Origin of the sequence: Methylobacterium sp. 275MFSha3.1 (assembly GCF_900108435.1) — a bacterium.
GTDB lineage: Bacteria > Pseudomonadota > Alphaproteobacteria > Rhizobiales > Beijerinckiaceae > Methylobacterium.
The window spans coordinates 208,217-233,487 of the sequence record NZ_FNWP01000005.1 but is presented as its reverse complement, the minus strand read 5'-3'; the positions used below and the strand labels follow the sequence as shown (position 1 = coordinate 233,487).

General features: G+C 69.5%; 22 protein-coding genes. 8 read left to right on the top strand and 14 right to left on the bottom strand.

The genetic code is table 11. The features are described from left to right. Positions 1 to 21: 21 nt before the first annotated feature. From sfnG to coxB, 9 genes are all read right to left on the bottom strand, one after another. Positions 22 to 1,137 carry a dimethylsulfone monooxygenase SfnG gene (sfnG, locus tag BLW78_RS07510; RefSeq protein ID WP_091678104.1) on the bottom strand — a complete coding sequence of 372 codons (1,116 nt, stop codon included), beginning with the start codon at positions 1,135 to 1,137 and terminating at the stop codon, positions 22 to 24. A gap of 212 nt (positions 1,138 to 1,349) precedes the next feature. Continuing rightward, complete coding sequence (locus BLW78_RS07505) at positions 1,350 to 2,114, bottom strand: SURF1 family protein (protein WP_091678101.1); 765 nt, start codon at positions 2,112 to 2,114, stop codon at positions 1,350 to 1,352. Beyond that, a complete protein-coding gene (locus BLW78_RS07500; RefSeq protein ID WP_170855114.1) occupies positions 2,111 to 2,521 on the bottom strand; it encodes a DUF983 domain-containing protein in 411 nt (136 codons plus the stop codon). The genes BLW78_RS07505 and BLW78_RS07500 overlap by 4 nt, the downstream gene beginning before the upstream one ends. Before the next feature lie 115 nt (positions 2,522 to 2,636). Then, a complete protein-coding gene (locus tag BLW78_RS07495; protein WP_020091407.1) occupies positions 2,637 to 3,500 on the bottom strand; it encodes a cytochrome c oxidase subunit 3 in 864 nt (287 codons plus the stop codon). Positions 3,501 to 3,647: 147 nt separating this feature from the next. Next, a complete protein-coding gene (locus BLW78_RS07490) occupies positions 3,648 to 4,259 on the bottom strand; it encodes a cytochrome c oxidase assembly protein (RefSeq protein ID WP_091678098.1) in 612 nt (203 codons plus the stop codon). Positions 4,260 to 4,269: 10 nt separating this feature from the next. Beyond that, on the bottom strand, positions 4,270 to 4,434 hold the full coding sequence (locus tag BLW78_RS31315) for a hypothetical protein (protein ID WP_020091409.1): 165 nt from the start codon (positions 4,432 to 4,434) through the stop codon (positions 4,270 to 4,272). Positions 4,435 to 4,439: 5 nt separating this feature from the next. Continuing rightward, positions 4,440 to 5,390, bottom strand: coding sequence for a heme o synthase (locus BLW78_RS07485; protein ID WP_020091410.1), 951 nt, complete (start codon positions 5,388 to 5,390; stop codon positions 4,440 to 4,442). 215 nt (positions 5,391 to 5,605) lie between these two features. Next, positions 5,606 to 7,234, bottom strand: coding sequence for a cytochrome c oxidase subunit I (ctaD, locus tag BLW78_RS07480; protein ID WP_020091411.1), 1,629 nt, complete (start codon positions 7,232 to 7,234; stop codon positions 5,606 to 5,608). A 50-nt stretch (positions 7,235 to 7,284) separates the two neighbouring features. Further along, positions 7,285 to 8,124 carry a cytochrome c oxidase subunit II gene (gene coxB, locus BLW78_RS07475; protein ID WP_056522032.1) on the bottom strand — a complete coding sequence of 280 codons (840 nt, stop codon included), beginning with the start codon at positions 8,122 to 8,124 and terminating at the stop codon, positions 7,285 to 7,287. 370 nt (positions 8,125 to 8,494) lie between these two features. Here coxB and fdhD point away from each other — a divergent pair, with 370 nt between their 5' ends. Then, complete coding sequence (gene fdhD / locus BLW78_RS07470; RefSeq protein WP_244526839.1) at positions 8,495 to 9,268, top strand: formate dehydrogenase accessory sulfurtransferase FdhD; 774 nt, start codon at positions 8,495 to 8,497, stop codon at positions 9,266 to 9,268. Positions 9,269 to 9,291: 23 nt separating this feature from the next. Here the strand turns inward: fdhD and BLW78_RS07465 are convergent, their stop codons facing one another. Beyond that, on the bottom strand, positions 9,292 to 10,152 hold the full coding sequence (locus BLW78_RS07465; RefSeq protein ID WP_244526821.1) for a hypothetical protein: 861 nt from the start codon (positions 10,150 to 10,152) through the stop codon (positions 9,292 to 9,294). A gap of 549 nt (positions 10,153 to 10,701) precedes the next feature. Here BLW78_RS07465 and gltB point away from each other — a divergent pair. Beyond that, entirely contained in the window at positions 10,702 to 15,417 is a 4,716-nt protein-coding gene (gene gltB / locus BLW78_RS07460; protein WP_091678091.1) for a glutamate synthase large subunit, read from the top strand. A gap of 102 nt (positions 15,418 to 15,519) precedes the next feature. Further along, positions 15,520 to 16,953 carry a glutamate synthase subunit beta gene (locus BLW78_RS07455; RefSeq protein ID WP_091678088.1) on the top strand — a complete coding sequence of 478 codons (1,434 nt, stop codon included), beginning with the start codon at positions 15,520 to 15,522 and terminating at the stop codon, positions 16,951 to 16,953. Between the two features lie 35 nt (positions 16,954 to 16,988). Here BLW78_RS07455 and BLW78_RS07450 read toward each other — a convergent pair whose 3' ends face one another. From BLW78_RS07450 to galE, 3 genes are all read right to left on the bottom strand, one after another. Then, on the bottom strand, positions 16,989 to 18,416 hold the full coding sequence (locus BLW78_RS07450) for an SGNH/GDSL hydrolase family protein (protein WP_091678304.1): 1,428 nt from the start codon (positions 18,414 to 18,416) through the stop codon (positions 16,989 to 16,991). A 93-nt stretch (positions 18,417 to 18,509) separates the two neighbouring features. Beyond that, a complete protein-coding gene (locus BLW78_RS07445; protein WP_091678086.1) occupies positions 18,510 to 19,697 on the bottom strand; it encodes a lytic murein transglycosylase in 1,188 nt (395 codons plus the stop codon). 4 nt (positions 19,698 to 19,701) lie between these two features. Beyond that, complete coding sequence (galE, locus tag BLW78_RS07440) at positions 19,702 to 20,694, bottom strand: UDP-glucose 4-epimerase GalE (protein WP_091678083.1); 993 nt, start codon at positions 20,692 to 20,694, stop codon at positions 19,702 to 19,704. A 171-nt stretch (positions 20,695 to 20,865) separates the two neighbouring features. Between galE and galU the strand changes: the two genes are divergently transcribed. Next, the gene (gene galU, locus BLW78_RS07435; RefSeq protein WP_020091420.1) at positions 20,866 to 21,735 is read left to right on the top strand and encodes a UTP--glucose-1-phosphate uridylyltransferase GalU; all 870 of its coding nucleotides are present in this window, start codon (positions 20,866 to 20,868) and stop codon (positions 21,733 to 21,735) included. A gap of 339 nt (positions 21,736 to 22,074) precedes the next feature. Here the strand turns inward: galU and BLW78_RS07430 are convergent, their stop codons facing one another. Further along, positions 22,075 to 22,977 (bottom strand): N-formylglutamate amidohydrolase, encoded by a 903-nt coding sequence (locus tag BLW78_RS07430; RefSeq protein ID WP_056522017.1) that lies wholly within the window; start codon positions 22,975 to 22,977, stop codon positions 22,075 to 22,077. 206 nt (positions 22,978 to 23,183) lie between these two features. Here BLW78_RS07430 and BLW78_RS07425 point away from each other — a divergent pair, with 206 nt between their 5' ends. The 4 genes from BLW78_RS07425 to BLW78_RS07410 all read left to right on the top strand — a co-directional run bounded on the left by BLW78_RS07425 (position 23,184) and on the right by BLW78_RS07410 (position 25,249). Further along, entirely contained in the window at positions 23,184 to 23,540 is a 357-nt protein-coding gene (locus tag BLW78_RS07425) for a cell cycle two-component system response regulator CpdR (RefSeq protein ID WP_003603128.1), read from the top strand. 116 nt (positions 23,541 to 23,656) lie between these two features. Then, the gene (grxC, locus tag BLW78_RS07420; protein ID WP_091678081.1) at positions 23,657 to 23,926 is read left to right on the top strand and encodes a glutaredoxin 3; all 270 of its coding nucleotides are present in this window, start codon (positions 23,657 to 23,659) and stop codon (positions 23,924 to 23,926) included. Further along, complete coding sequence (locus BLW78_RS07415) at positions 23,919 to 24,776, top strand: carbon-nitrogen hydrolase family protein (RefSeq protein ID WP_091678078.1); 858 nt, start codon at positions 23,919 to 23,921, stop codon at positions 24,774 to 24,776. Before grxC ends, BLW78_RS07415 begins: the two co-directional genes overlap by 8 nt. Before the next feature lie 20 nt (positions 24,777 to 24,796). Then, complete coding sequence (locus tag BLW78_RS07410) at positions 24,797 to 25,249, top strand: DUF1178 family protein (protein WP_091678075.1); 453 nt, start codon at positions 24,797 to 24,799, stop codon at positions 25,247 to 25,249. Positions 25,250 to 25,271 lie beyond the last annotated feature (22 nt).

The window sequence follows — 25,271 nt, the reverse complement described above, 5'->3', positions numbered from 1 at the left end:
ATACGGTTCGGCGGGCGGCGCTCAGGCGGCCTCGGCGCGCCGGTCGCGGGCGGCCTCGAGGGCGCGGACCCGCGGGATCACGTGCGCGCCGAAATACGCGACGTCCTCCTGGAAATGCAGGAAGGCCAGCAGGGCGAGGTCCGCTCCGGCATCCTTGAGCGCCAGGATCCGCTCGGCGATCTGGTCGGGCGTGCCGATCAGGTCGGTCTTGAAGCCGTCGTTGTACTGGACGAGATCCTCGAAGCTCGACTTGGCCCAGTTGCCTTCCCCTTCCGGCGAGGCCTTGCCGGCATTCTTGACCTCGTGACCGAAGGCCTTCACGGCGTCCGGGTCGGCGTTGTCGATGATCTCCTGAAGGACGGCGCGGGCCTCCTCCTCGGTGTCGCGGGCGATGACGAAGGCGTTGACGCCGATCCGGGGATGATTGCCGGTCTCGGCCGACTTGGCGCGGATATCGTCCACCTGGGCGCGGATCGTCTCCGGCGTGCCGCCATTCGTGAAGTACCAGTCCGACACGCGGGTCGCCATGTCGCGCGCGGCGCGCGACGAGCCGCCCTGAAAGATCTCGGGCAGCGGCTGCGCCGGCTTCGGCTTCAGCGTGTAGTCGCTGTAGCGGTAGAAGTCGCCGCGGAAGGTGAAGCTGTCCTGCGTCCAGATCCCGCGCAGGCTCCGTATGAACTCCTCCGACCGGCGGTAGCGCTCGTCGTGGTCGAGCCAGGGCTCGCCGATCGCCCGGAACTCGCCCGAGAACCAGCCGGAGACGATGTTCACCGCGATGCGGCCTTCGGTGAGTTGCGAGATCGTGGCGATCTGCTTGGCGGCGAGGGTCGGATGCCAGGGACCGGGCAGGAGCGCGGCGATCACCTTGAGCTTGGTGGTCGCGGCCAGCAGGGCGTGGCTGAAGGCGACCGATTCGTGCTGGTACTCGGCGCCGTAGCCCGCGGTGAACCGGATCTGCGTCAGCCCGTAATCGAACCCCGCCTCCTCGGCGATCTGCGCCAGCTTCCGATTGTACTCGGCGTCCCAGCTCGTGCGCTGGGGGATCTTGCTGATGACAAGCCCCCCGGAGACGTTGGGCACCCAGTAGGCGAAGCGGATCGGCTCGCGCGCCGCCGCGTCGGCGAGATGGCTGGTCATCCGGCGTTACCTCAGTTGCACGGCGGTCCGGCGCCGTGTCGTCTTCGGATGATCGCCGCGAACTGAATACACTATGCAGAATGCGGCCGATCGCTCAAGAACACCGAAAGTATTCCGGGGCGATGGCCGTCGGTCAAAGGAACGGGTTGCCGTTTTTCAGCCGATCTCGGCGAGACTCTTCTTCGCCGAGATCCTGCGCGCGCGGCTTTGTCCTAGACGGCGCGGGCCGCGGGCGAATCGTGCAGGCGGCGCCACGCGAAGACCGAGAACACGCCGATCAGGCAGGCGGCGAGGCCGAACCACGTGAATGCGTATTGCAGGTGGTTGTTCGGCAGGTCGACCCGGAGCTGGCCGCCGCGCGGCCACGTCGTCTGCCCGGGAACGGCGTCGGCCTCGATCAGGTAGGGCTCGACCGTTCCGAGGCCGCGCGCCGCCGCGATGCCGGCGATGTCCCGGTTGAACCACTCCCCGCGGGCGGGATCCGGTTCCGGCACGAACATCCCCCGGGCCTCGCTCGCGCGGAGGATGCCGGTGACCGTCGTCGACCCGTCGATCAGGCCGTCCCGGCGATCGCCCTGCGCCTTCAGTTCCGTGGGAACGAAACCCCGGTTGATGATCACCATGCTCCCGTCGTCCCGGCGGAACGGCGTGAGCACGTAGTAGCCCTGCAGGGCGCGGCCCGGCGTCTCGCCGGGCGCCAGCCCGTGCACGAGGGTCTCCCGGTCGTTGAGGAACTGACCGTTAACCCGGACATGCCGGAACTCGTCGCGCGCCGCATCCCAGACATCCGCGGCCGGAGGCGCCACCGGCTCCGCGCGGCTCTGGCGCACGATCCGGGCGATGAGATCCTCCTTCCAGGCCCTGCGCTCGAGCTGCCACGTCCCGAGACCGAGCAGGATGGCCAGGGCGATCAGCGAGGCGAGTCCCGGCGCGACGAGGTCGCGCCAGCCGGCCCGGTGCGGTCCGCTCGCGGTCACGGCTCGAAGCGCCCTTGCTCCGCCCGGTTGCTGAACTGCAGGGCGATCAGCAGGCCCTTGAGGGGCCGCACCAGGATCAGGCTGAGCCCGACCGAGAGGGTCAGGGCGACCAGGGCGTGGACCCAGATCGGCGGCTCGTAGGTGATCTCCAGCCAGAGGGCGAGACCGACCACGATCAGGCCGACGATCGACATGACGAAGAAGGCCGGCCCGTCCGCGGAGTCGAAATGCGCGTAGTCGAGCCCGCACGCCTCGCAGGAGGGGCGCAGGCTCAGGAACCCTTTGAACAGGTGACCCTCACCGCAGCGCGGGCACCGGCCGCGCAGGCCGGTCGGGATCGGCGGAGGCGGCGAGTAGGTTCGGTTGTTCACGGGCACACTCCAGACCTGTTCCGTGCGGGACCCCATCGACCCGCGCGCGGGTCGTTCTCGTCGATACGGGGTTCGCGCGGCGTCGGAAACGCAGAAGGGCGGCCTGAGCCGCCCTTCGCAGATCCGCCATGCGGCGACGGGATGGTTCCGCTCAGTGAGCGCCGCCGCCGTGGAAGACCCCCGAACCCCACACGTAGATGGCGGCGAACAGGAACAGCCACACGACATCGACGAAGTGCCAGTACCAAGCGGCGAACTCGAAGCCGAGGTGCTGACGCGGGGTGAACTGGCCCGCGTAGACGCGGAACAGGCACACCGCCAGGAAGATCGTGCCGATGATGACGTGGGCGCCGTGGAAGCCCGTCGCCATGAAGAAGGTCGACGAGTAGATGCTGCCCGAGAAGCCGAACTCGGCGTGGCTGTACTCGTAGGCCTGGCAGGCGGTGAACAGCACGCCGAGGATGATCGTCAGCCACAGGCCGTACTTCAGGCCCTTGCGGTCGCCCTCGATCAGCGCGTGGTGCGCCCAGGTGACGGTGGTGCCCGAGGTCAGCAGGATCAGCGTGTTCAGGAGCGGCAGGTGCCAGGGATCGAACGCCTCGATGCCCTTCGGCGGCCAGACACCGCCGGTGAACTCCACGCGCGAGACCTGGATCGGGTCGGCGGTGTAGAGGGCGGCCTCGAAGTAGGCCCAGAACCACGCGACGAAGAACATCACCTCGGAGGCGATGAACATCATCATGCCGTAGCGGTGGTGAAGCTGGACGACGCGGGTATGGTCGCCGGAATTGGCCTCGTGCGCGACGTCCTTCCACCACGAGAACATGGTGTAGAGGACGCCGATCGTGCCGGCCCCGAAGATGTAGGGACCGGGAGCCAGGGTGCCGATCGTGAGGCTCTTCATCCAGAACACGGCGCCGAACGCCATCAGAAAGCCCGAGAAGGCCCCGATCAACGGCCACGGGCTCGGATTCAGGATGTGGTAGTCGTGATTCTTGGCGTGCGCCTCGGCCATCGTCCCGTCGCTCCTCACCCTCGCGCCCTGCACCGTTCCCGGCCTAACGCTGTTCGTTGCTTGCCCTAGGCCGGGCGCGGCACGCACCACACCCAAGCTTGCTCGCAGCTTTAGTCGCTGCGGCCCCGTGTTGTCACGGGTCCGCGATCAGAAATCGCCCTTCGTTCCCGAGGAAGACGATTTCGCCATCGCCGCCTTCACGGGCTGACCGTTCTTGGAGGCGAAGTACGTGTAGGAGAGCGTCATCTCCGAGAGATGCGCGGTGTTCGAGTCGTCCCGAACGGCCGGATCGACGTAGAACACCACCGGCACGTCCAGCGTCTCGCCCGGCTGGAGCGTCTGCTCGTTGAAGCAGAAGCACGCGATCTTGACGAAGTAACCACCCATCAACCCGGGCTGGACGTTGAAGGTCGCCACACCCGCCGAGGGCGTGCTGCCGGTGTTCTGCACGCGGAAGAAGACCGTCTTGGTCTCACCGAGCTTCGCCTCGACGCTGCTCACTTCCGGGATGAATTTCCAGGGCAGCCCCGGCGCGACGTTGGTGTCGAAATGGACGACCATGCTGTCGTCGGTCCGCGCCGCGGAGGCCGAGAGGGCCGGTCCCTGCCGGGGCGTGCCGTCGTAGCCGGTCGCCTTGCAGAAGGCGTCGTAGAGCGGCACCGACGCGAAGGCGAGGCCGATCATGCCCACGGCGAGACCCGCGCAGGCGAGGGCGGTGCGCGTGGCGGCCCGGTTCGATCCTGATGGAGGAACTGTCATCGGGGGCGCCTCAGAGCGGCCGGGTCAGGATCTGAGGGCCGAGCTTGACGATCGTCAGCACGAAGAACAGCAGGACCCAGGCTCCGAGGGCGAGCGCGATCGCGATCGAGCGCTTGCGGCGGCGCGCCTCCTGCTCGGGCGTGAGCGGCCGGTACTGGATCTCGGGATCCGCCATGGCGCTCAACCCAGGACCGGACGGAACAGGCCGAAGCTCTGCTCGGCCAGGAGCGCCGAGAACAGCGCGAACAGGTAGAGGATCGAGAAGCCGAACATGCCCATGGCGGCGCGCCGCTCGGCATCGCCCTCGCGGTTCCGCAGCACGCGGATGCTGAAGGCCACCATGCCCAGGCCGCCCACGAGGCCGACCACCGCGTAGACGAGGCCACCGAAGCCCAGAGCCACCGGGACGAGGCCGAGGGGGGCGAGCAGCAGCGAGTACCACACGATCTGGCGGCGGGTGGAGGCCGGGCCGGCGACGTTCGGCATCATCGGGATGCCGGCGCGGGCGTACTCGTCGGCCTTGATCAGGGCGAGCGCCCAGAAGTGCGGCGGCGTCCAGATGAAGATGATGGCGAACAGGATCAGCGACTCGACGCCGACCGAGCCGGTCACCACCGCCTGCCCGATGACCGGCGGCAGGGCTCCGGCGGCGCCGCCGATGACGATGTTCTGCGCGGTCGCCCGCTTCAGCCACATCGAGTAGACCACCGCGTAGAACACGATGGTGAAGGCGAGGAGCGCGGCCGCCAGCAGATTGGCGGCGAGCCCGAGCACCACCACGGAGGCGACCGAGAGGAACAGTCCGAAGCCCAGTGCTTCCTGGGAGGTGATCCGGCCCGAAGGGATCGGCCGGGTTGCGGTCCGACTCATGACCGCGTCGATGTCGGCGTCCCACCACATGTTGAGGCAGCCGGACGCACCGGCGCCGACCGCGATGGCGAGGAGCGAGATCGCGCCGATGGCCGGCTGCACATGGCCCTGCGAGACCACCATTCCGACCAGCGCGGTGAAGATCACGAGGACCATCACCCGCGGCTTCAGCAGGGCGAAGTAGTCCGGAACGTCGCCGCCGGCGGTCGTGAGGGCCGGGGCCGGAACGTCCGGTCCGATCGTGTTCGTCAGGCTCGTCATCGCGTCTGCCGCTGCTGTGTCGGCGCCCGGCCGCGCGCGTCACGGCCGAGTCGTGTCTCGAAATCGACGTGTTCCAAGGATCGGCGTGAGCGGGGCCCGGGACTTCTCCCTCGGCCCGTGCGGGTCGCCCTCATCGCTCGCCCTTGCCGGGAGGTCGGCCGACCGGCCTCCGGGGAAGGGCGAGGGCCGCGGACGCGGCCCTCGCGGGATGTCTATCAGTGCGCGCCGGGCTCGTCGACGATGCGGGGCAGCGTCTCGAACTGGTGGAACGGGGGCGGGGAGGAGAGCGTCCACTCGAGGGTGGTGGCGCCTTCGCCCCACGGGTTGTCCGCGGCCCGCTCCTTCGAGCGGAAGGCGAGGATCACGCCGATCACGAACACGAACATGCCGAGCGCGAAGATGTGGCCGCCGTAGGTCGACACCTTGTGCCACTGGGCGAACGCGTCCGGGTAGTCGGCGTAGCGGCGCGGCATGCCGGCGAGGCCCAGGAAGTGCATCGGGAAGAACAGGACGTTCGCGCCGATGAAGGCCAGCCAGAAGTGCAGCTTGCCGGCCCATTCGGGGATGATGTGACCGGTCATCTTCGGGAACCAGTAGTAGACACCGGCGAAGATGATGAACACGGCCCCGAGGGACAGCACGTAGTGGAAGTGCGCGACCACGTAGTAGGTGTCGTGCAGGTACTTATCGACCGCCGAGTTGGCCAGCACGACGCCGGTGACGCCGCCGACCGTGAACAGGAAGATGAAGCCCACCGCCCAGTGCATCGCGGCGGTGAAGCGGATGGAGCCGCCCCACATGGTGGCGATCCACGAGAAGATCTTCACGCCGGTCGGGACCGCAATCACCATCGTGGCGAACACGAAGTAGGACTGCGTCTGCAGCGACAGGCCGACCGTGTACATGTGGTGCGCCCACACGACGAAGCCGACGACGCCGATCGCCACCATGGCGTAGGCCATCGCGAGGTAGCCGAAGACCGGCTTGCGCGAGAACGTGGCGATGATGTGCGACACGATGCCGAAGGCCGGCAGGATCATGATGTACACTTCGGGGTGACCGAAGAACCAGAACAGGTGCTGGTACAGGATCGGGTCACCGCCGCCGGCCGGGTCGAAGAAGGTCGTACCGAAGTTGCGGTCGGTCAGCAGCATCGTGATCGCGCCCGCGAGCACCGGCAGCGAGAGCAGCAGCAGAAACGCGGTGACCAGCTCGGCCCAGGCGAAGAGCGGCATCTTGTGCAGCGTCATGCCCGGGGCACGCATGTTCAGGATCGTGGTGATGAAGTTGATCGCGCCGAGGATGGAGCCCGCGCCCGACAGGTGGAGCGCGAAGATCGCGAAGTCGACGGCCGGGCCGGGATGGCCGGCGGTGGAGAGCGGCGGGTAGACGGTCCAGCCGGTGCCGGCGCCGGACGCGCCGGGCGCGCCCTCGACGAACAGCGAGCAGAGCAGGGAGCAGAAGCCCGCCACCGTCAGCCAGAACGAGATGTTGTTCATGCGCGGGAACGCCATGTCGGGCGCGCCGATCATGAGGGGCACGAACCAGTTGCCGAAGCCGCCGATCAGCGCCGGCATCACCATGAAGAACACCATGATGAGCCCGTGGCCCGTGACGAACACGTTGTAGGTCGCGGGGTTCGAGAAATACTGCAGGCCGGGCGCCTCCATCTCCATCCGGATGCCGAAGGAGAGGAACGCGCCGATGATTCCGGCGCAGAAGGCGAACAGCAGGTAGAGGGTGCCGATGTCCTTGTGGTTCGTCGACAGGAACCAGCGGGCGAAGAACGACGGCTTGTGGTCGTGGACCTCATGGGCCCCGGCATGGGCTGCGGCTGTAGCCATGGATTCGAATGCCTTGTGGATCTGATGGGGTCTGTTCGATCAGCCGGGGCTCAGCGGGCCTCGGCGAAGCTCGTGCCGTTGTCGATGCGGGCGTACTTGGTCTTCGCCTCCTTCAGCCAGTCGGCGTAGGCCTGCTCGCTGACCACGCGGACCACGATGGGCATGTAGGCGTGGCGCTGGCCGCACAGCTCGGAGCACTGGCCGTGGAAGGTGCCCTCCTTGTCGGCCTTGAACCACATCTGGTTCAGGCGGCCGGGGACGGCGTCGATCTTGAAGCCGAAGGCCGGCATCGCCCAGGAATGCAGCACGTCGGCGGCGGTGACCTGGATCTTCACGATCTTGTTGACCGGAACGACCATCTCGTTGTCGGTCTGGAGCAGGCGCGGCTGCTTGTCCTCGTCGATGTTGGCATCGAACGTGAAGCCGCCGCCGGCCTCGGTCTGCGGGTACTCGTAGGACCAGTACCAGGCGTGGCCGACGACCTTGACGATCATGTCGGCCTTCGGATCCGAGAGCTGCGTGCGCAGCAGGCGGAAGGACGGGATCGCCACGGCGACCAGGATCAGCACCGGCACGATCGTCCAGGCGACCTCGATGGCGGTGTTGTGCGTGGTGCGCGACGGCGTCGGGTTCCGCTTCTCGCCGAAGCGGTAGACGCACCACAGGATGAGCCCGAGGACGAACACCGAGATGGCGAGGGACAGCCAGTGCAGGCCGATCTCGAAGTTCAGGATGTCGCGCGCGTTCTCGGTGACCGGGATCTGCCGGTCCATCTCCCACGGCACGGGCTGACCGAAGCCCGCGGCCTGCGCGCCGGATATCGGGAAGAGCAGGGCGCCGAGAGCGGCGAGGCTCCAGAGTGACCGGTTGATCGTCCGCACCGTCCGCATCTGCCTCTCGTGGCTCCCCTGAAACTGTCTGGCTGCCGCCGGACCTCCCCGTCTTGAACGCGTGCGGGATTGTACCGACGTGACGGAGTACCGGTTGTGTCACCCGGCATTATCCGACCGGCGCTTCAGACCACAAGGGCCGGCCACGTGCAACCGCACAAGCGTCGCATCGCGCGCTTTCCCGCCAGTTGACGGCGCCTCGTGGCGTCGGCGCACTAGGGGCCGGCGAAATCGTTCCCTGTCGCGTCGCGCCGGGGATGAAGCGTTGCGACGCGTTCGTGCCACGCCTGCGGAGTTCGAGATGTCCACCCAAATCGGCAGCCCCACCTCCGGTCCTCTGCCCTGCGCGGTGCCGGCGCCGATGCAGGTGATGACCTACACGGGCTCGGCGCCGAGGCCGGACACGCGGGCGCTGGCCGTCGAGGCGCCGGTCAACCTCGTCTACGGCAGCGTGCCGCACGCCGTCATGATGGCGACGCCCGCCGACCTTGAGGATTTCGCCTACGGCTTCAGCCTGACGGAGGGCATCGTCGACAGCGCGGAGGAGATCCGCGCGACCCGCGTCGAGACGGCGCCGGACGGCCTGCGCCTTCACGTCGATCTCGCGCCGGGCCGGCTCCGCGAGCATCTGGCGCGCAAGCGCGCCATCAGCGGCCGCACCGGCTGCGGGGTCTGCGGCATCGAGGACCTGGCGCAACTGCCGCAGGCCGGTAAGCGGGCGGACTCCGAGGTCCGGGTCGGGCTGCCCGCCATCGCCCGCGCCCTGTCGAATCTCGACAGCGCCCAGCGCCTCGGCGCGGAGACGCGCGCGGTCCACGCCGCGGCCTGGGCGCGCCTCGACGGCGGCCTCGCGGCGGTGCGCGAGGATGTCGGCCGGCACAACGCTCTCGACAAGCTGATCGGCACCCTGATGCGCACCGGGACGCCCGTGGACTCGGGCTTCCTGGTCATCACCAGCCGCTGCTCGTTCGAGATGGTCGAGAAGGCCGCGCGCCTCGGCGCGGCCGTGATCGTCGCCATCTCGGCGCCGACGTCCCTGGCCCTCGAGCGGGCCCGGTCCTACGGCATCACGCTCTGCGCCATCGCGCGTGCCGACACGGTGACGGTGTTCACGGGAGCCGAGCGGCTGACGGACACCGCGTGACGCGCCGGTCCCGTCCGCCGAATTTACTCGGCCTGGCCCGGGACGATGGTCGCGCCGCCGATCACCCGAACCGGCTTCTTGTCCGTGGGCGGATCCTTCCAATCCTTCGCGGCCGGCTTGGCCGTCTCGGCCACCCCGGCGTCGGCCGGCCTCGACGGCGCGGCGGGTCGCGCAGCGGGAACCGGGGCCGGGGCCTTCTCGATCGCCGCCGCCTTGGTCTCGGGCGCGGGACCCGCGTTCGGATCCGCCTTGGCCGTATCGGCCGGCGGGAGCTTGGGGGCCGGTGCCTCGGGAGACGTGCGGGGCGGCGGCTTCAGCTCTGGCGTCCGGGCGAGCGCTCCGCGCGCGACCCGCTTTGGCGGAGCGTTGGGCGGAGCGGTCCGGCCGACGCTGTCGGGATTAACACCTTCGGGATTGGCCTCGGGCCGCAGGGCCTCGGTGCCCGGCCGGCGCTGGGGCCGAGCCACCGGACCGTCCTCGGGCGGGACCGGACGCATCGCGCGGCGGGGCACGACCTCGTCCTCGGTCCAGCCGAAGCCCGGTGCGGGTCGCTCCAGCCGAGCGACGGTCTCGGGCGCACCGATCGGCCGGCGGCCGACGATCCCGCCCGTCATGGGATCGACGAACAGCCGGACGGGCGCGCCGGCGGGACCGACGGCGTCGACCACGTAGACCCGCCCGTCGAAGCGCGGGCGGCTCAGGCCGCTGAACCCGCGATCTGCGAGGCGCCAAGCGACGACGCGAGGCGGAAGGACCTCTTCCTCGAAGGCGAATTGCGCGCGCGCCCCGCCCGATGCGCCCAGGAGAGCGAGCGCCGACAGGCACGCGGCGCGAAGCGTCCGGCTCATCGGGCGTGGGAAGCGCGCAGCGGCTCTGCTCGTCATCGTCACTCTTGTGCGTTCTGGGTTTGAAGACCCGGCAGAGTGTCCGGTTCGTGTCCGGTTCCGGCATGGTCCGGGCCGGTAGACCCGGACCTCGACCATGCCGGCGAGGTCGTTGCCCCGCATGCCGCTTGTGCTCGGCACGACCCGTAGAACCCGCGATTCGGGCGAGATTGCGGAGGCGCGGAGCGGGTCGCGGCCCGTCATCCAGAGCGGCGACACCGTCGCGGCCTGCAGTCTCTTGCTGAAAACATTTCAATCTGGCAGTTTCGCGACTTAGGACAGCACAACTGTCCCATCGGCCGTGCATCCCGGCCGTCGCCGTCTCGCGCGCGGGCGAGAAGTTTCGGCAGACGGACGCGGGCGCGCCAGCGCACCGCTCTCCGAGCGGTCCGGGTCCTCGATGAACGCAGGCCGACGGACGTGTCCTCCCGGACCGGCCGGATGGCCTGCGGCAAGAGGCCGGGCGCGTGGCGCCGACGGCTTGCGGGCATGGAACATGCTCGCGGGTTCTTGGCTGCGGACGGGTTCGAGGGAAGGACGAGACGAAGCATGTCACAACGCAGACCCGCCGAAGAGTTTGCTGCGTCCACGGCCCAGGCTGCCGCCCCCCGCGGCGGCGCGATGCCGCTCATCGTGCGCGACCCCGCCTTTCCGAAAGCCCAGGGTTCCTACGATCCGGCCCGCGAGCGCGACGCCTGCGGCGTCGGTTTCATTGCCGACATGCACGACCGCCGGACCCACGCGATCGTCGAGCAGGGTCTGAAGATCCTGGAGAACCTTGATCACCGCGGCGCTGTGGGCGCCGATCCCAAGATGGGCGACGGCTGCGGCATCCTCACGCAGATCCCGCACGGCTTCTTCGCCGAGGAGTGCTCGCGCCTCGGTTTCGAGCTGCCGCCGGCGGGCTCGTACGCCATCGGGCAGTTCTTCATGCCGAAGGCGGAGGAGCCGCGGGCGATCATCCAGGAGATCGTCGAATCGTCCCTGGCTGCCGAGGGCCTGCCGCTCCTCGGCTGGCGCGACGTGCCGGTGGACCCGGAGGATCTCGGCGACGCCGTGAAGGCGACCGAGCCGCACCACCGTCAGGTCTTCATCGGCCGGCCCGCCTCGGTCACCGACCAGGACGCGTTCGAGCGCCGGGTCTACGTCGCCCGCAAGGTGATCTCCAACAAGGTCTACGGCCTCGACGATCCGCGGGTGAAGGAGTTCTACCCGGTCTCCGTGTCGACCCGGACCATCGTCTACAAGGGCATGGTGCTGGTCACGCAGCTCGGCGGCTACTTCCTGGACCTGAAGGACGACCGCTTCGTCTCGGCGATCGCCCTCGTCCACCAGCGCTTCGCCACCAACACCTTCCCGACCTGGCGGCTCTCGCACCCCTACCGGATGGTCGCGCATAACGGCGAGATCAACACGCTGCGCGGCAACGTCAACTGGATGGCGGCGCGCCAGGCGAGCGTCGATTCCGACCTGTTCGGCAACGACATCTCGAAGCTGTGGCCGATCTCCTACGAGGGCCAGTCCGACACCGCCTGCTTCGACAACGCCCTCGAGTTCCTCGTGCAGGGCGGCTACCCGCTCGCCCACGCGATGATGATGCTCATCCCGGAGGCCTGGGCCGGCAACCCGCTCATGAGCGAGGAGCGGCGCGCCTTCTACGAGTACCACGCCGCCCTGATGGAGCCGTGGGACGGTCCCGCCGCCGTGGCCTTCACCGACGGCCGCCAGATCGGCGCCACCCTCGACCGCAACGGCCTGCGCCCGGCGCGCTACATCGTCACCGACGACGGCCTCGTGGTGCTCGCCTCCGAGATGGGCACCCTGCCGATCCCGGACGAGAAGATCGTCCAGTCCTGGCGCCTGCAGCCGGGCCGCATGCTGCTGATCGACCTGCAGAAGGGCCGCATCGTCTCCGACGAGGAGATCAAGGGCGAGCTCGCCGCCGCGCATCCCTACGCCGACTGGGTCAAGAACACCCAGATCGTCCTGGAGGACCTGCGCCCGGTGCAGCCGCGCGAGTCCCGCGGCGACGTCAGCCTGCTCGATCGCCAGCAGGCCTTCGGCTACACGCAGGAAGACCTCAAGCTGCTGATGCAGCCCATGGCCGTCACCGGCCAGGAGGCGGTCGGCTCTATGGGCACGGACACGCCGCTCTCGGCCCTCTCCGAGAAGTCGAAGCTGCTCTACACCTACTTCAAGCAGAACTTCGCGCAGGTCACGAACCCGCCGATCGACCCGATCCGCGAGGAGGCCGTGATGAGCCTCGTCTCGTTCATCGGGCCGCGACCGAACCTGCTCGACATGGAGGGCGCGTCCCGGCGCAAGCGCCTGGAGGTCCGCCAGCCGATCCTCACCAACGCCGATCTGGAGAAGATCCGCTCGATCGGCCATTTCGAGGATCGGTTTGACACCAAGACCCTCGACATGACCTACCCGGCCGAGACCGGCGCGGCGGCCATGGACGGGGCGCTCGACCGCCTCTGCGACCGCGCCGAGGCGGCGGTGCGCGGCGGCTACAACATCATCGTGCTCACCGACCGGGCGGTCGGGCCGGATCGGATCCCGATCCCGGCGCTGCTGGCCACGGCGTCCGTGCACAATTACCTGATCCGCAAGGGGCTCCGGACCTCGGTCGGCCTCGTGGTCGAGTCGGGCGAGCCGCGCGAGGTGCACCACTTCGCCTGTCTCGCCGGCTACGGCGCCGAGGCGGTGAACCCGTACCTCGCCTTCGAGACGCTGCTCGACATGAAGGACGAGTTCCCGCCGGACCTCACCGACGACGAGATCATCTACCGCTACATCAAGGCGATCGATAAGGGCCTGCTGAAGGTGATGTCCAAGATGGGCATCTCCACCTACCAGTCCTATTGCGGCGCGCAGATCTTCGACGCGGTCGGCCTGAACTCGACCTTCGTCGGCCGCGACTTCTTCGGCACGGCGACGACCATCGAGGGCGTCGGCATGGCGGAGATCGCCGAGGAGACCGCGCGCCGACACCGCGACGCCTTCGGCGACGCGCCGGTCTACCGGAACGCCCTGGATGTCGGCGGCGAGTACGCCTACCGCCTGCGCGGCGAGACCCACACCTGGACGCCCGACACGGTGGCGACGCTGCAGCACGCGGTGCGCCTCAACGTGCCGGAGCGCTACCGCGAATACGCCGAGCTGGTGAACCGCCAGGAGCACCAGCTGAAGACGCTCCGCGGCCTGTTCCGCATCAAGTCCGCCGCCGAGCTCGGTCGCGCGCCGGTCCCGCTGGACTCGGTCGAGCCGGCCTCCGAGATCGTCAAGCGCTTCGCCACGGGCGCCATGTCGTACGGCTCCATCTCCAAGGAGGCGCACGAGACCCTCGCCATCGCGCTGAACTCGTTCGGCGGGCGATCGAACTCGGGCGAGGGCGGCGAGGAGGTCGAGCGGTTCAAGCCGCTGCCGGACGGGCGCTCGCGCCGGTCCGCGATCAAGCAGGTCGCCTCCGGCCGCTTCGGCGTCACGACGGAGTACCTCGTCAATTCCGACATGATGCAGATCAAGGTCGCGCAGGGCGCCAAGCCCGGCGAGGGCGGCCAGCTGCCCGGCCACAAGGTCGACGCCAAGATCGCCAAGGTCCGCTACGCCACCCCGGGGGTGGGCCTGATCTCGCCGCCGCCGCACCACGACATCTACTCGATCGAGGATCTGGCCCAGCTGATCTTCGACCTGAAGAACGTGAACCCGTCGGCGGACGTGTCGGTGAAGCTCGTCTCCGAGGTTGGCGTCGGCACGGTCGCGGCCGGTGTCGCCAAGGCGCGGGCCGACCACATCACGATCTCGGGCTTCGACGGCGGCACCGGCGCGGCGCCGCTGACCTCGCTCAAGCACGCGGGCGGACCCTGGGAGACCGGGCTGGCCGAGACCCAGCAGACGCTGGTGCTGAACGGTCTGCGCGGCCGCGTCGCCCTTCAGGCCGACGGCGGCATCCGGACCGGGCGCGACGTGATGATCGCGGCGCTGCTCGGCGCCGACCAGATGGGCTTCTCGACGGCCCCGCTGATCGCGGCCGGCTGCATCATGATGCGCAAGTGCCACCTGAACACTTGCCCGGTGGGCGTCGCCACCCAGGATCCGGTGCTGCGCAAGCGCTTCAAGGGCACGCCGGAGCACGTGGTGAACTACTTCTTCTTCGTGGCCGAGGAGGTGCGGGAGATCCTCGCCTCGCTCGGCTTCACGAAGCTGGAGGAGGCGGTCGGCCGGTCCGACGTGCTCGACAAGGTCGAGGCCATCGCTCACTGGAAGGCGCGCGGGCTCGACTTCACCAAGCTGTTCCACCGGCCGAAGGTGGCCGAGGGCACGGCGATCCGCCACGTGGAGGTGCAGCACCACCCAATCGACACGGTCCTCGACCGGCGCCTGATCGAGAAGGCGCAGCACGCGATCGAGACCGGCGAGCCGGTGGTCATCACCGACACCATCCGGAACTCGGACCGGGCGGCGGGCGCGATGCTCTCCGGCATGGTCGCCAAGGCGCACGGCCACGAGGGCCTGCCCGACGACACGATCGTGGTGAAGCTCGCCGGCACGGCGGGCCAGAGCTTCGGCGCCTGGGTGGCGGCCGGCGTGACCGTCGAGCTGACCGGCCACGGCAACGACTACGTCGGCAAGGGTCTGTCGGGCGGCAAGCTGATCATCCGGCCGAGCGACGCGCTGAAGTCGCCGCAGGACCGGACGATCATGGTCGGCAACACCGTGCTGTACGGGGCGATCGCGGGCGAGTGCTACATCCGCGGCTCCGCGGGCGAGCGCTTCGCGGTCAGGAACTCCGGCGCGATCACAGTGGTCGAGGGCATGGGCGACCACGGCTGCGAGTACATGACCGGCGGCGTGGTCGTGTCGATCGGCGAGACCGGGCGCAACTTCGCGGCCGGCATGTCGGGCGGCATCGCCTACGTGCTCGATGAGGACGGCTCCTTCTCGGCGCGCTGCAACCTGTCGATGGTCGACCTGGAGCCGGTCGAGGAGGAGGACGACCTGATGCGTCGCTTCCATCAGGACGGCGACCTGGAGACCAAGGGGCGGGTCGACATCCTGGCCGACATGTCCGGGCACGACGAGGAGCGGCTGACGCAGCTCATCACCAACCATCTCAAGTACACGGGCAGCCCCCGCGCCAAGGCGATCCTCGACGACTGGAGCGGCTACCGCACCAAGTTCGTGAAGGTGATGCCGGTGGAGTACCGCCGGGCGCTTCGCGAGATGGAGATGGCGCGGATGCCGGTGGCCGCCGAGTAGGCGGCTTCCTGAGACCGGGCGGGCTCCCGCCCGGTCACGCACCCACACGAGACGACGACGCGGGCAGCGCAGTCAGAGACTGGCCGGCCCAGGGGCTGACCAATGGGCAAGATCACAGGCTTCCTCGAGTTCGACCGGCAGGAGCAGAAGTACCAGCTCGCCGCCGACCGAGTCCGGCACTTCCGCGAGTTCACACTCCCGCTCGACGAGCACGACCTGACGAAACAGGCCGCGCGCTGCATGGATTGCGGCATCCCGTTCTGCCACGGGCCGACGGGCTGCCCGGTCCACAACCAGATCCCGGACTGGAACGACCTCGTCTTCCAGTCGGATTGGGAGGAGGCGTCCCGCAACCTCCACTCCACGAACAACTTCCCGGAGTTTACCGGCCGCGTCTGCCCCGCGCCCTGCGAGGAGGCGTGCACGCTTAACCTCGAGAACCAGCCGGTCGCCATCAAGACGATCGAGCAGGCGATCGCCGACCGCGCCTGGAACATGGGCTGGGTGAAGCCGGAGCCGGCGCAGACCCGCACCGGCAAGCGCGTCGCGATCGTGGGCTCCGGACCGGCCGGTATGGCGGCGGCGCAGCAGCTCGCCCGCGTCGGGCACGACGTCCACGTGTTCGAGCGCGAGCCGAAGGCGGGTGGCCTTCTCCGCTACGGCATCCCGGACTTCAAGATGGAGAAGCGCCATATCGACCGGCGCGTGCGCCAGATGGAGGCCGAGGGCGTCGTCTTCCACTACAACCAGAACATCGGTGTGACAAAGTCGGTCGACGAGCTCAAGGCCGAGTTCGACGCCGTGATGTTCTGCGGTGGCGCCGAGGATCCGCGCAACCCGCAGCTCCCCGGCCAGGACCTCGAGGGCGTCCACTACGCGATGCCCTACCTCGTCCAGTCGAACCGGCGCGTGAGCGCCGAGCCGATGCGCGGCAACGGCGAGCAGCCGATCCTGGCCGCGGGCAAGAACGTGGTGGTCGTCGGCGGCGGCGACACCGCCTCCGATTGCGTCGGCACCGCGTTCCGCCAGGGGGCCCTGTCGGTGACGCAGCTCGACATCCGCCCGCGCCCGCCGGAGCGGGAGGACAAGCTCACCGTGTGGCCCTACTGGCCGACCAAGATGCGGACCTCGTCCAGCCAGGCGGAGGGCGCGGAGCGCGAGTTCCAGGCCGCGACCCTGCGGCTCGAGGGGAACAAGAAGGGTCAGCTCACCGGCGTGGTCTGCGCCCGCGTCGATGCCAAGCGCCAGCCGATCGCCGGCACCGAGTTCGTGCTGCCGGCCGATCTTGTCTTCATGGCGATCGGCTTCGCGGGCTCGGTCCAGAAGGGTCTGCTGGAGCAGTCCGGGGTCGGCGTCGACAAGCGCGGCAATGTCGAGGCGAACGAGGACGACTACCGCACGTCGGACGCGAAGATCTGGGCCGCCGGCGATATGCGGCGCGGCCAGTCCCTGGTGGTCTGGGCGATCCGCGAGGGCCGTCAGGCAGCGCGCGCCATCGACGAGATGCTGATGGGCGCCAGCGTCCTGCCGCGCTGACGGCCTGCTGAGAGCGCGCGAAGGGCCCGCCCGGCTCAGCCGGGCGGCCAGCGGAAATCGTCGGCTCGGCCGGGCTGCGGCATCGGCGCGTTGCCGCGCAGCAGCGTCCGCTCCACGGTCCCGGAATTGTCCGGATCGCGCGGACGGCCATTCAGCAGCGCGCCGCCGGGCGACACCTCGCTCCGGCTCAACGGTACCACAGGGCCGGCCGCGGGCTTCACCGGGAGCGCCGGCACGCCGGGCGGCTCCGGCAGGCTCGGCAGCATCGCGGTGATCTGACGATCGATCGCCGCGGTATCGGTGGCCGGCGCGGTACCGTCGAGGCTCGGCCCGGGTGTCGCGGGCGGTGCGGTCGGCGCCACGGTCGCGGTCGGCGACGGCTCGGCCGTGCCCGGCACCGCGCCCATCAGCCGCTTCAGCTCGACATCGGCGAAGTGGGCCAGCTTCCGATCGCCCGCCTTGGTGAAATGGACACCGTCCGCGGTACGGAGCTTGGCGATCTGGCCTTCCGGATCCGGGCCCGACGCGGCGTACCGGTCCCGGTCGTCGACGAAGCCCGGCCAGATATCGACGTAGGTGCCGCCGGCCTTGGTCACGGTGTCCCGGACGATGTCATTCAGCGACGCGAGGTCCCGGCTCAGGGACTCGCTCTGGACCGGCGGCAGCCCGACCCAGATCAGCGGGATCTTGCGGTCGGTGAAGACTTTCGCCAGCGCCTCCACCCGGGCGCGGTAGAGGGCGCGCCAGCGGTCCGTGAGGGGATCGGCCGTCTCGTCGCCCTCGCGGATCGGCTGCCGATCGTTGGCGCCCAACATCACCAGGGCGTAGCGCACCTTCGCGTTGCTCTGGAGGTAGTCCTGCGCGACCTTCGGCCAGTCGACCACGTCCTTGCGCACCAGACCGCTGTCGCCCTTCGCGCGGTCGATCACGGCGACGTCGGCATTGTCCTCGAACACGTCGTCGAGGCCCTTGGCGAGATGGTCGGCGAGGGAATCGCCGAAGACGGCGATCTGGACGTTCGGCTCGGTCTTGGCGACCGCGGGCTTCGGCGGTGTCGGCGCCCGGGCCGGACGGACCCGCCGCTTCACGGCGGGGGGCGGACGCTGCGCCTCTCCGGTCGCGTAGGGATTGGTGCGCTGGCGCGGGGCCCGGTAGGTGCGCTCCGGCTGCGGCGCCACCGGCTGCGGCCTGTCCTCCCAGGGCCAGTAGAACTGGCGCGGCGCCTCCTGCTGCGGCGCGTAGCGGGGCTGGCGCCCGGACGTCCCGTCGTCGCGGTAATAGGCGTCCCGCGGCCGCCGGCGCGGCGGCGCCTGGTAATAGGTGCCGCCCTGCTGCTGGTAGCTGTCGCCCCACTGCGCGCGGGCCGGACCGCCCCCGAAGGTCGACACCTCCGCGAGCCCCAACAGGACCGAGAGCCCGAGGATGAGGGGGCGTTCCGAAGGACGCCGACGAGCGAGGACCATGCGCATCCCGTACGCTTTACGCCGAACCGGGCCCGTTCGGACCGCGGCCACTATAGGTGGAAGCCGCGCGCGGGTCTAAACCTCTCGCCGGGCTCAGCGTCGCGGCGCTGCCTTCCCGGCCACGCGGGCGAGCAGGGCCGGCGTTGCGTACCCGTCGGCCGGCAATCCAACGCTGATCTGATAGCGCCGCACCGCCTCGCGCAGCTTCGGGCCCGCGCGTCCATCCGTCGGCCCGTCGTAGAAGCCGGAAGCCGCGAGGCCGGTCTGCAGGGCGCGGAGGCCCGGCCCGTCGAGGCGGGCTCCGGCGGGCCACGGCGCGGCCAGCGGCGGACCGCCGGCGAGGCGGTCGGCAAGGTGACCCACTGCCAGCGCGTAGGAATCCGAGGTGTTGTAGCCCCGGACCACCTCGAAATTGTCGGTGATCAGGAAGACCGGCGCGCCGAGGCCTCCGGGCAGGAACAGGCTGGCGCGCCCGGCCCCCGGCAGCGGCTGCCCGTCGGTGCGGCGAACGCCGCGCTCGGCGAAGCTCGCGAGATCGCCCGCGTAGCGGCTCAGGTCGAACTCCTTCGGCAGGCGCACCTCGTAGCCCCAGGAGAAGGTCGGATTCCAGCCGAGATCCTTGAGATAGGCGGCGATCGAGGCCAGCGAATCCGCCGCGCTGGTCCAGATGTCGCGCCGGCCGTCGCCGTCGAAGTCGACCGCGTGGGCCAGGTAGGTGGAGGGCAGGAATTGCACCTGACCCATCGCGCCAGCCCAGCTGCCGCTCATCCGATCGGGCGCGATGTCGCCGCGCTGCAAGATCGTGAGGGCGGCGAGGAGCTCGTCGCGGAATAGGCTGCCGCGGTGCCGCGCCTCGGCGAGCGTCGCCAGCGCCCGGACGGTCGGGACGTTGCCCGCACTCGCTCCGAAATCCGATTCGACGCCCCAGAACGCCATCACCATCGGACCCGGAACGCCGTAGCGGGCCTCGATCGCCGTCAGGGTCGACGCGAGGGTGGCGGCGCGGTCGCGGCCGCGCGCGATGCGGCCGGCCGAGACCGCGCCGACGAGGTACTCCCAGACAGGCCGGCTGAACTCGCTCTGGCGGCGGGTTCGCGCCAGGATGCCGGGATCGGGGCCTGTGATCCCGCGGAACGCCGCGTCGAAGGTCGCGGCGGAGACGCCCCGCGCCGCCGCGTCCGGACGCAGGGCCTCGACGAACGCCTGGAAGGCGTCCTCGGCGCGGGCCAGGCCGGTCGCGAGGCACGCCGCCGCGGCCAGGATCCATCGACGGGAATGCATCCGGTCAGATCCGATTGCGCTTCTCCAGGCGTTCTTCCCAGGCGAGGGCTTGGCCGACGATGGCGTCGAGGTCGTCGTGCCGGGGCTGCCAGCCCAGGCGATCGCGGATGCGCGCCGCCTCGGCGACGATTTGGGCCGGATCGCCGGCCCGGCGCGGGCACAGCCGCACCTCGAAGTCGCGGCCCGAGATCCGCTTCACGACCTCGACGACCTCGAGGACCGAGTAGCCGCGCCCGTAGCCGCAGTTCAGCGTCAGGCTCTCGCCACCGGAGCGCAGATGGTCGAGGGCGAGGCGATGCGCCTCCGCGAGGTCCGAGACCTGGATGTAGTCGCGCAGGCACGACCCGTCCGGGGTCGGGTAGTCGGTCCCGAAGACGTCGAGCCGGGCGCGCTGGCCGAGCGCCGCCTGCGTGGCCACCTTGATCAGGTGCGTGGCGTTGGGCGTCGACTGGCCGGACCGTCCCTCCGGATCCGCGCCGGCGACGTTGAAGTAGCGCAGGACCACGTAGGAGAAGCCGTGCGCCGCGGCGGCGTCGGCGATCATCCACTCGCTCATCAGCTTCGAGCGGCCGTAGGGATTGATCGGCTTCAGCGGCAGGTCCTCGGGAACCGGCGAGGCCTCGGGCTCACCGTAGACGGCCGCGGTCGAGGAGAAGATGACATTCTTGACGCCGGCACGCACCGACGCCTCGATCAGCGCGCGGGTCTTCACCGTGTTGGCGAGGTAGTAGCCCAGGGGGTCGGCTACGGATTCGGGCACGACGATCTTGGCCGCGAAGTGGGCCAGGGCATCGATGCGGTGCTGCAGGATGGTCTGTGTCACGAGGGCCTGGTCGGCCACGTCGCCGACGACGAGCTTCACACCCTCTGGGACCGCCCAGTCGAAGCCGGTGGAGAGATCGTCGAGGACGACGACCTCCTCATGGCCGGCGTCGAGGAGCGCCAGCACCATGTGGCTGCCGATGTAGCCGGCACCCCCCGTCACCAGAACCGCCATCTCGCCCTCACTGCCGCCATCCCGGCAACTGCTTACGCCTTTGCAGACGGGAAATTTACGCCCCGCCGCCTCATACTAACGATGTACATGCTTGCGACGGCTCGCGTTAAGCTATCTCACTGACCGCACAGCTGACCACGTCGTTCCATCCAGTTCCGGGGTTACCGCTCGATGAAACCGATCCGCAAGGCCGTCCTCCCCGTCGCGGGCCTCGGCACGCGCTTCCTGCCCGCCACGAAGGCGGTCCCGAAGGAGATGCTCACGGTCGTCGACCGGCCAGTGGTGCAGCACGTCGTTGACGAGGCGCGCGCGGCCGGGATCGAGCACTTCATCTTCGTCACCGGCCGCGGCAAGGCGGTGATCGAGGACCATTTCGACATCGCGTTCGAGCTCGACCACACCCTTCAGGAGCGCGGGAAGACGGCCGCCTACGAGGAGCTGAAGAAGGACCTGCCGAAGGCCGGCCAGACCAGCTTCACCCGCCAGCAGGCGCCGCTCGGCCTCGGCCACGCGGTGTGGTGCGCCCGCGAGATCGTCGGCGACGAGCCGTTCGCGGTGCTGCTCCCCGACATGCTGAGCCGCGGCTGCATGCAGCAGATGCTGGCCGCCTACGATCGCCACGGCGGCAACATCATCGCCGTCGAGGAGGTGGCGCCCGAGGAGACGCACCAGTACGGCATCGTCAGCGTGGGCGAGACCTACGGCCAGTCCTTCCAGATCACAGGGATGGTCGAGAAGCCCAAGCAGGGCACGGCGCCGTCGAACTTCATCATCTCCGGGCGCTACATCCTCCAGCCCGAGATCTTCGGGATCCTCGAGCACGGCAAGAAGGGCGCGGGCGGCGAGATCCAGCTCACGGACGCCATGATCGACCTGATGGAGAAGCAGGCGTTCTACGGCATGCGCTACGAGGGCCGGACCTACGATACCGGCTCGAAGCTCGGCTTCCTCACGGCGAATCTCGCCTACGCCCTGGAGCGGAACGATCTCGCAGGACCCCTGCGGGCCGAGATCGAGAAGCTGCTCAAGAGCCAGGGCTGAACGGCGCTGCGGGCGCGGATCCGATCACCGCGCCCCGCTAGGCGACACGTGCGACCGCATCGGTTCTCGCTCTCGTCCGAGCTATGCCTGCACGCGGCGAAGCGCGGCGGCCAGCGAACGCGCTTCAGGTATGCGCGCAGAGCGGCCGCGACGGGCGAATTGCGCTTGCTTCTTGTGCGGCGCACTTTAGTTTGTGCATTGCGAGATCGCGATGGCGTCGCGGTCTCGCTGCCCTTCTTGGGCGTTTCCTCCCTAGACTTCGGGCCGCTCCTTCGGGAGTGGCCTTTTTTCTTTCCGGCATACCGCCGCTCTTCTTTGTGAACGGTCGGGGCAGCGCCCCTATTCCGCGGCCATCCGGCGGGGGACGAGATCGTCGAGGTCCTTGGCAACATCGGCGACGACGCCGCGCAGCGCCTCGACCAGTGCCGGGAAGCCCGCCGTCATCGCGAGGCTGGCCTCGTTCATGTAGAGGCCCCGATTCAGCTCGATCTGGAGCGCGTGGCGGTCGAGGTTCGGCTCGCCGTAATGCTCCGTGATGAAGCCGCCGGCGTAGGGCTTGTTGCGGACCACGCGGAAACCCCGGGCCCGGAACGCGGCCTCGAATCCGTCGATCAGGACGGGTGCGCACGCCGTGCCGTAGCGGTCGCCCAGCACCACGTCGGCTTTCATGTCCGGATCGCGGCCGAGGCTCGAGGAGGGCATCGAGTGGCAATCGACGAGCATGCAGTGGCCGTGGGTGCGCGCCGTGCGCTGGACCAGTCCGCGCAGCGCGCGATGATACGGCTTGTACAGGCTCTCGATCCGGGCGGTCGCCTCGGCAACAGGCAGGCGCCGGGCGTAGATCTCCTGGCCGTCGGCGACGACCCGGGGCACGGTCCCGAGACCGCCCGCGACGCGCATCGACCGGGTGTTGGCGAAGGGCGGCAGGCGCCCCTCGAACATGCGCGGGTCGAGTTCGTAGGGCTCCCGGTTCACGTCGAGGAAGGCGCGGGGGAAGTTGGCCCGCAGGAGCGGCGCGCCCAGTCCGACGACCGATCCGAACAGGCGGTCGACGTGGGCATCCTCGGAGCGGCGCAGGGTCAGCGCGTCGAGCCGCGAGGCCGCGATGAAGTCGGGGGGGTAGACGGCCCCGGAATGACCGGTATTGAAGACGAAAGGCAGGGTGTGCGCCGCGGGCTCGTCGACCGCGAAGGCCGGGGCAAATCCGAAGGCGTCTGGCTGTACCGGTTCGGTTGCAGTCATCGGCTGGTGGACACCCCGGCGGTTGAACGAGGACGGCAGGCGCTCACTGTGGTGTGCGATCGATCGCCTGTCCACTCCGCACCGGCGGCCGACGCAGTCGCCCGGGAGACACGCGGCGGCGGCTGCGCGCTCCATCCTAACACCTTGTTTACCATCGCCTCCCTTTATGGGATCAACTTCTCGACTCGAAGGCTCGGATCCGGCCGATGAAAATCCTGCTGGCGGAAGACGACAACGACATGCGCCGGTTTCTGGCCAAGGCGCTGCAGAACGCGGGCTACGATGTCCTGTCCTTCGACAACGGCCTCTCCGCCTACAACCGGCTGCGCGAGGAGCCTTTCGAGCTGCTGCTGACCGACATCGTGATGCCCGAGATGGACGGCATCGAGCTGGCCCGCCGCGCCACCGAGCTCGATCCCGACATCAAGGTGATGTTCATCACCGGCTTCGCGGCGGTCGCCCTCAACCCGGATTCGAAGGCCCCGAAGGATGCCAAGGTCCTGTCGAAGCCCTTCCACCTCCGCGATCTCGTGAACGAGGTCGAGAAGCTCCTAGCCGCCTGATCCTGCCGGTGCTTCGTCGACGGCGCGCGCGCGTTGCCCTGTGACCACACGGGCATAGGCAAGGCGCGCCCCGCGCTCCTATATGTCCCAAGTTCACGCGCGGGACGACGATCGCGATGCAGCCGGTCACAATCTACACCACGGCCTGGTGCCCCTACTGCTCGGCGGCCAAGAGCCTGCTGAAGGAGAAGGGCGCCGCCTTCCAGGAGATCGACGTCGAGCGCGTGCAGGGCGCCCGGTCCGCCATGGTCGAGCGCGCCGGCGGCCGGACCAGCGTGCCCCAAATCTTCGTCGGCGCCACGCATGTCGGCGGCTGCGACGACCTGTACGCCCTCGATCGCGCCGGCAAGCTCGACCCGCTGCTCAAGGACACGGCCGATGCCTGAGCCCCGCTTCACGGCTGCCTGCGTGCAGATGCGGTCGGGGCGCGACCCTGCCGCCAATCGCGACGCGGCCGTGGCGGGCGTGCGCGAGGCGTCGGCGCGGGGCGCGGCCTACGTGCAGACTCCCGAGATGACGTCCCTGGTGGAGCGGAGCCGCGAGCGTCTGTTCGCCCACGTCACCACCGAGGAGCAGGACCCGACCCTGGCGGCGCTCCGCGAGGCCGCGCGTCAGACCGGAACGGTCGTCCAGATCGGCTCGATCGCGGTCAGGGCCGGCGACAAGATCGCCAACCGCGCCTACCTGATCGGCGCCGACGGGGAGATCCTGGCCTCCTACGACAAGCTGCATCTCTTCGACGTCGACCTGCCGAGCGGCGAGCGCTGGCGGGAATCCGCGACCTATTCCGGTGGCGCCTGCGCGGTGCTCGCCGAGACGCCGTGGGCCACGCTCGGCCTGACGATCTGCTACGACATCCGCTTCCCCGCGCTGTACCGCGCCCTCGCCGAGGCGGGCGCGGATGTGCTGACGGCCCCCGCCTGCTTCACCCGGCAGACCGGCGAGGCCCACTGGCACGTCCTGCAACGGGCCCGGGCCATCGAGACCGGCGCCTTCGTGATCTCGGCGGCGCAGGGCGGTCGGCACGAGGACGGGCGCGAGACTTACGGCCACTCGCTGATCGTCGATCCCTGGGGCCGGGTCCTGGCCGATGCCGGCGGGGACGAGCCGGGGATCATCCTGGCGGAGATCGACCTCGCGCAGGTCGCGGAGGCCCGGGCCCGCATCCCCTCGCTGCAGCACGGCCGGCCCTTCACCGTCGAGCGCGTCGGTCCGCGGACTCGGGCCGCGCAGTAGTCACCACAGCAAGCAACAGAATGATTCGGTACAGTCTCGTCTGCGATGCCGGGCACGGCTTCGAGAGCTGGTTCCAATCCTCCGATTCCTACGACACGCAGGTCACGCGCGGCCTCGTGACGTGCCCGGTCTGCGACAGCGCCAAGGTCAGCAAGGCCCTGATGGTGCCGAGCGTCGCCCGCACGGATCGGGAGCGCGCGGCGCCACCGGCCCCGAAGGCGGAGGCGCCGGTGACCATGATCGCCGAGCCGGAGCGTCAGGTGCGGGCGATGCTGCGCGCGCTCCGGGAGCACGTCGTGGCGAATGCCGAGCATGTCGGGGCGCGCTTCCCCGAGGAGGCGCGCAAGATCCACTACGGCGAGGCGGAGGGGCGTTCGATCTACGGTGAAGCGAGCCCCGCGGAGGCGCGGGCCCTGATCGACGAGGGCATCGAGGTAGCGGCGATTCCGGTCCTGCCCGACGACCGGAACTGACCGGCCTCGCCGGTCCGCGCGC

Excerpts from the sequence above, each read along its gene's own strand:
- sfnG (WP_091678104.1), bottom strand. The coding sequence starts at position 1,137 with ATGACCAGCCATCTCGCCGACGCGGCGGCGCGCGAGCCGATCCGCTTC.
- BLW78_RS07500 (WP_170855114.1), bottom strand. The coding sequence starts at position 2,521 with ATGGGGTCCCGCACGGAACAGGTCTGGAGTGTGCCCGTGAACAACCGA.
- BLW78_RS07495 (WP_020091407.1), bottom strand. The coding sequence starts at position 3,500 with ATGGCCGAGGCGCACGCCAAGAATCACGACTACCACATCCTGAATCCG.
- BLW78_RS07490 (WP_091678098.1), bottom strand. The coding sequence starts at position 4,259 with ATGACAGTTCCTCCATCAGGATCGAACCGGGCCGCCACGCGCACCGCC.
- BLW78_RS31315 (WP_020091409.1), bottom strand. The coding sequence starts at position 4,434 with ATGGCGGATCCCGAGATCCAGTACCGGCCGCTCACGCCCGAGCAGGAG.
- BLW78_RS07485 (WP_020091410.1), bottom strand. The coding sequence starts at position 5,390 with ATGACGAGCCTGACGAACACGATCGGACCGGACGTTCCGGCCCCGGCC.
- ctaD (WP_020091411.1), bottom strand. The coding sequence starts at position 7,234 with ATGGCTACAGCCGCAGCCCATGCCGGGGCCCATGAGGTCCACGACCAC.
- coxB (WP_056522032.1), bottom strand. The coding sequence starts at position 8,124 with ATGCGGACGGTGCGGACGATCAACCGGTCACTCTGGAGCCTCGCCGCT.
- fdhD (WP_244526839.1), top strand. The coding sequence starts at position 8,495 with ATGACCTACACGGGCTCGGCGCCGAGGCCGGACACGCGGGCGCTGGCC.
- BLW78_RS07465 (WP_244526821.1), bottom strand. The coding sequence starts at position 10,152 with ATGACGAGCAGAGCCGCTGCGCGCTTCCCACGCCCGATGAGCCGGACG.
- gltB (WP_091678091.1), top strand. The coding sequence starts at position 10,702 with ATGTCACAACGCAGACCCGCCGAAGAGTTTGCTGCGTCCACGGCCCAG.
- BLW78_RS07455 (WP_091678088.1), top strand. The coding sequence starts at position 15,520 with ATGGGCAAGATCACAGGCTTCCTCGAGTTCGACCGGCAGGAGCAGAAG.
- BLW78_RS07450 (WP_091678304.1), bottom strand. The coding sequence starts at position 18,416 with ATGGTCCTCGCTCGTCGGCGTCCTTCGGAACGCCCCCTCATCCTCGGG.
- BLW78_RS07445 (WP_091678086.1), bottom strand. The coding sequence starts at position 19,697 with ATGCATTCCCGTCGATGGATCCTGGCCGCGGCGGCGTGCCTCGCGACC.
- galE (WP_091678083.1), bottom strand. The coding sequence starts at position 20,694 with ATGGCGGTTCTGGTGACGGGGGGTGCCGGCTACATCGGCAGCCACATG.
- galU (WP_020091420.1), top strand. The coding sequence starts at position 20,866 with ATGAAACCGATCCGCAAGGCCGTCCTCCCCGTCGCGGGCCTCGGCACG.
- BLW78_RS07430 (WP_056522017.1), bottom strand. The coding sequence starts at position 22,977 with ATGACTGCAACCGAACCGGTACAGCCAGACGCCTTCGGATTTGCCCCG.
- BLW78_RS07425 (WP_003603128.1), top strand. The coding sequence starts at position 23,184 with ATGAAAATCCTGCTGGCGGAAGACGACAACGACATGCGCCGGTTTCTG.
- grxC (WP_091678081.1), top strand. The coding sequence starts at position 23,657 with ATGCAGCCGGTCACAATCTACACCACGGCCTGGTGCCCCTACTGCTCG.
- BLW78_RS07415 (WP_091678078.1), top strand. The coding sequence starts at position 23,919 with ATGCCTGAGCCCCGCTTCACGGCTGCCTGCGTGCAGATGCGGTCGGGG.
- BLW78_RS07410 (WP_091678075.1), top strand. The coding sequence starts at position 24,797 with ATGATTCGGTACAGTCTCGTCTGCGATGCCGGGCACGGCTTCGAGAGC.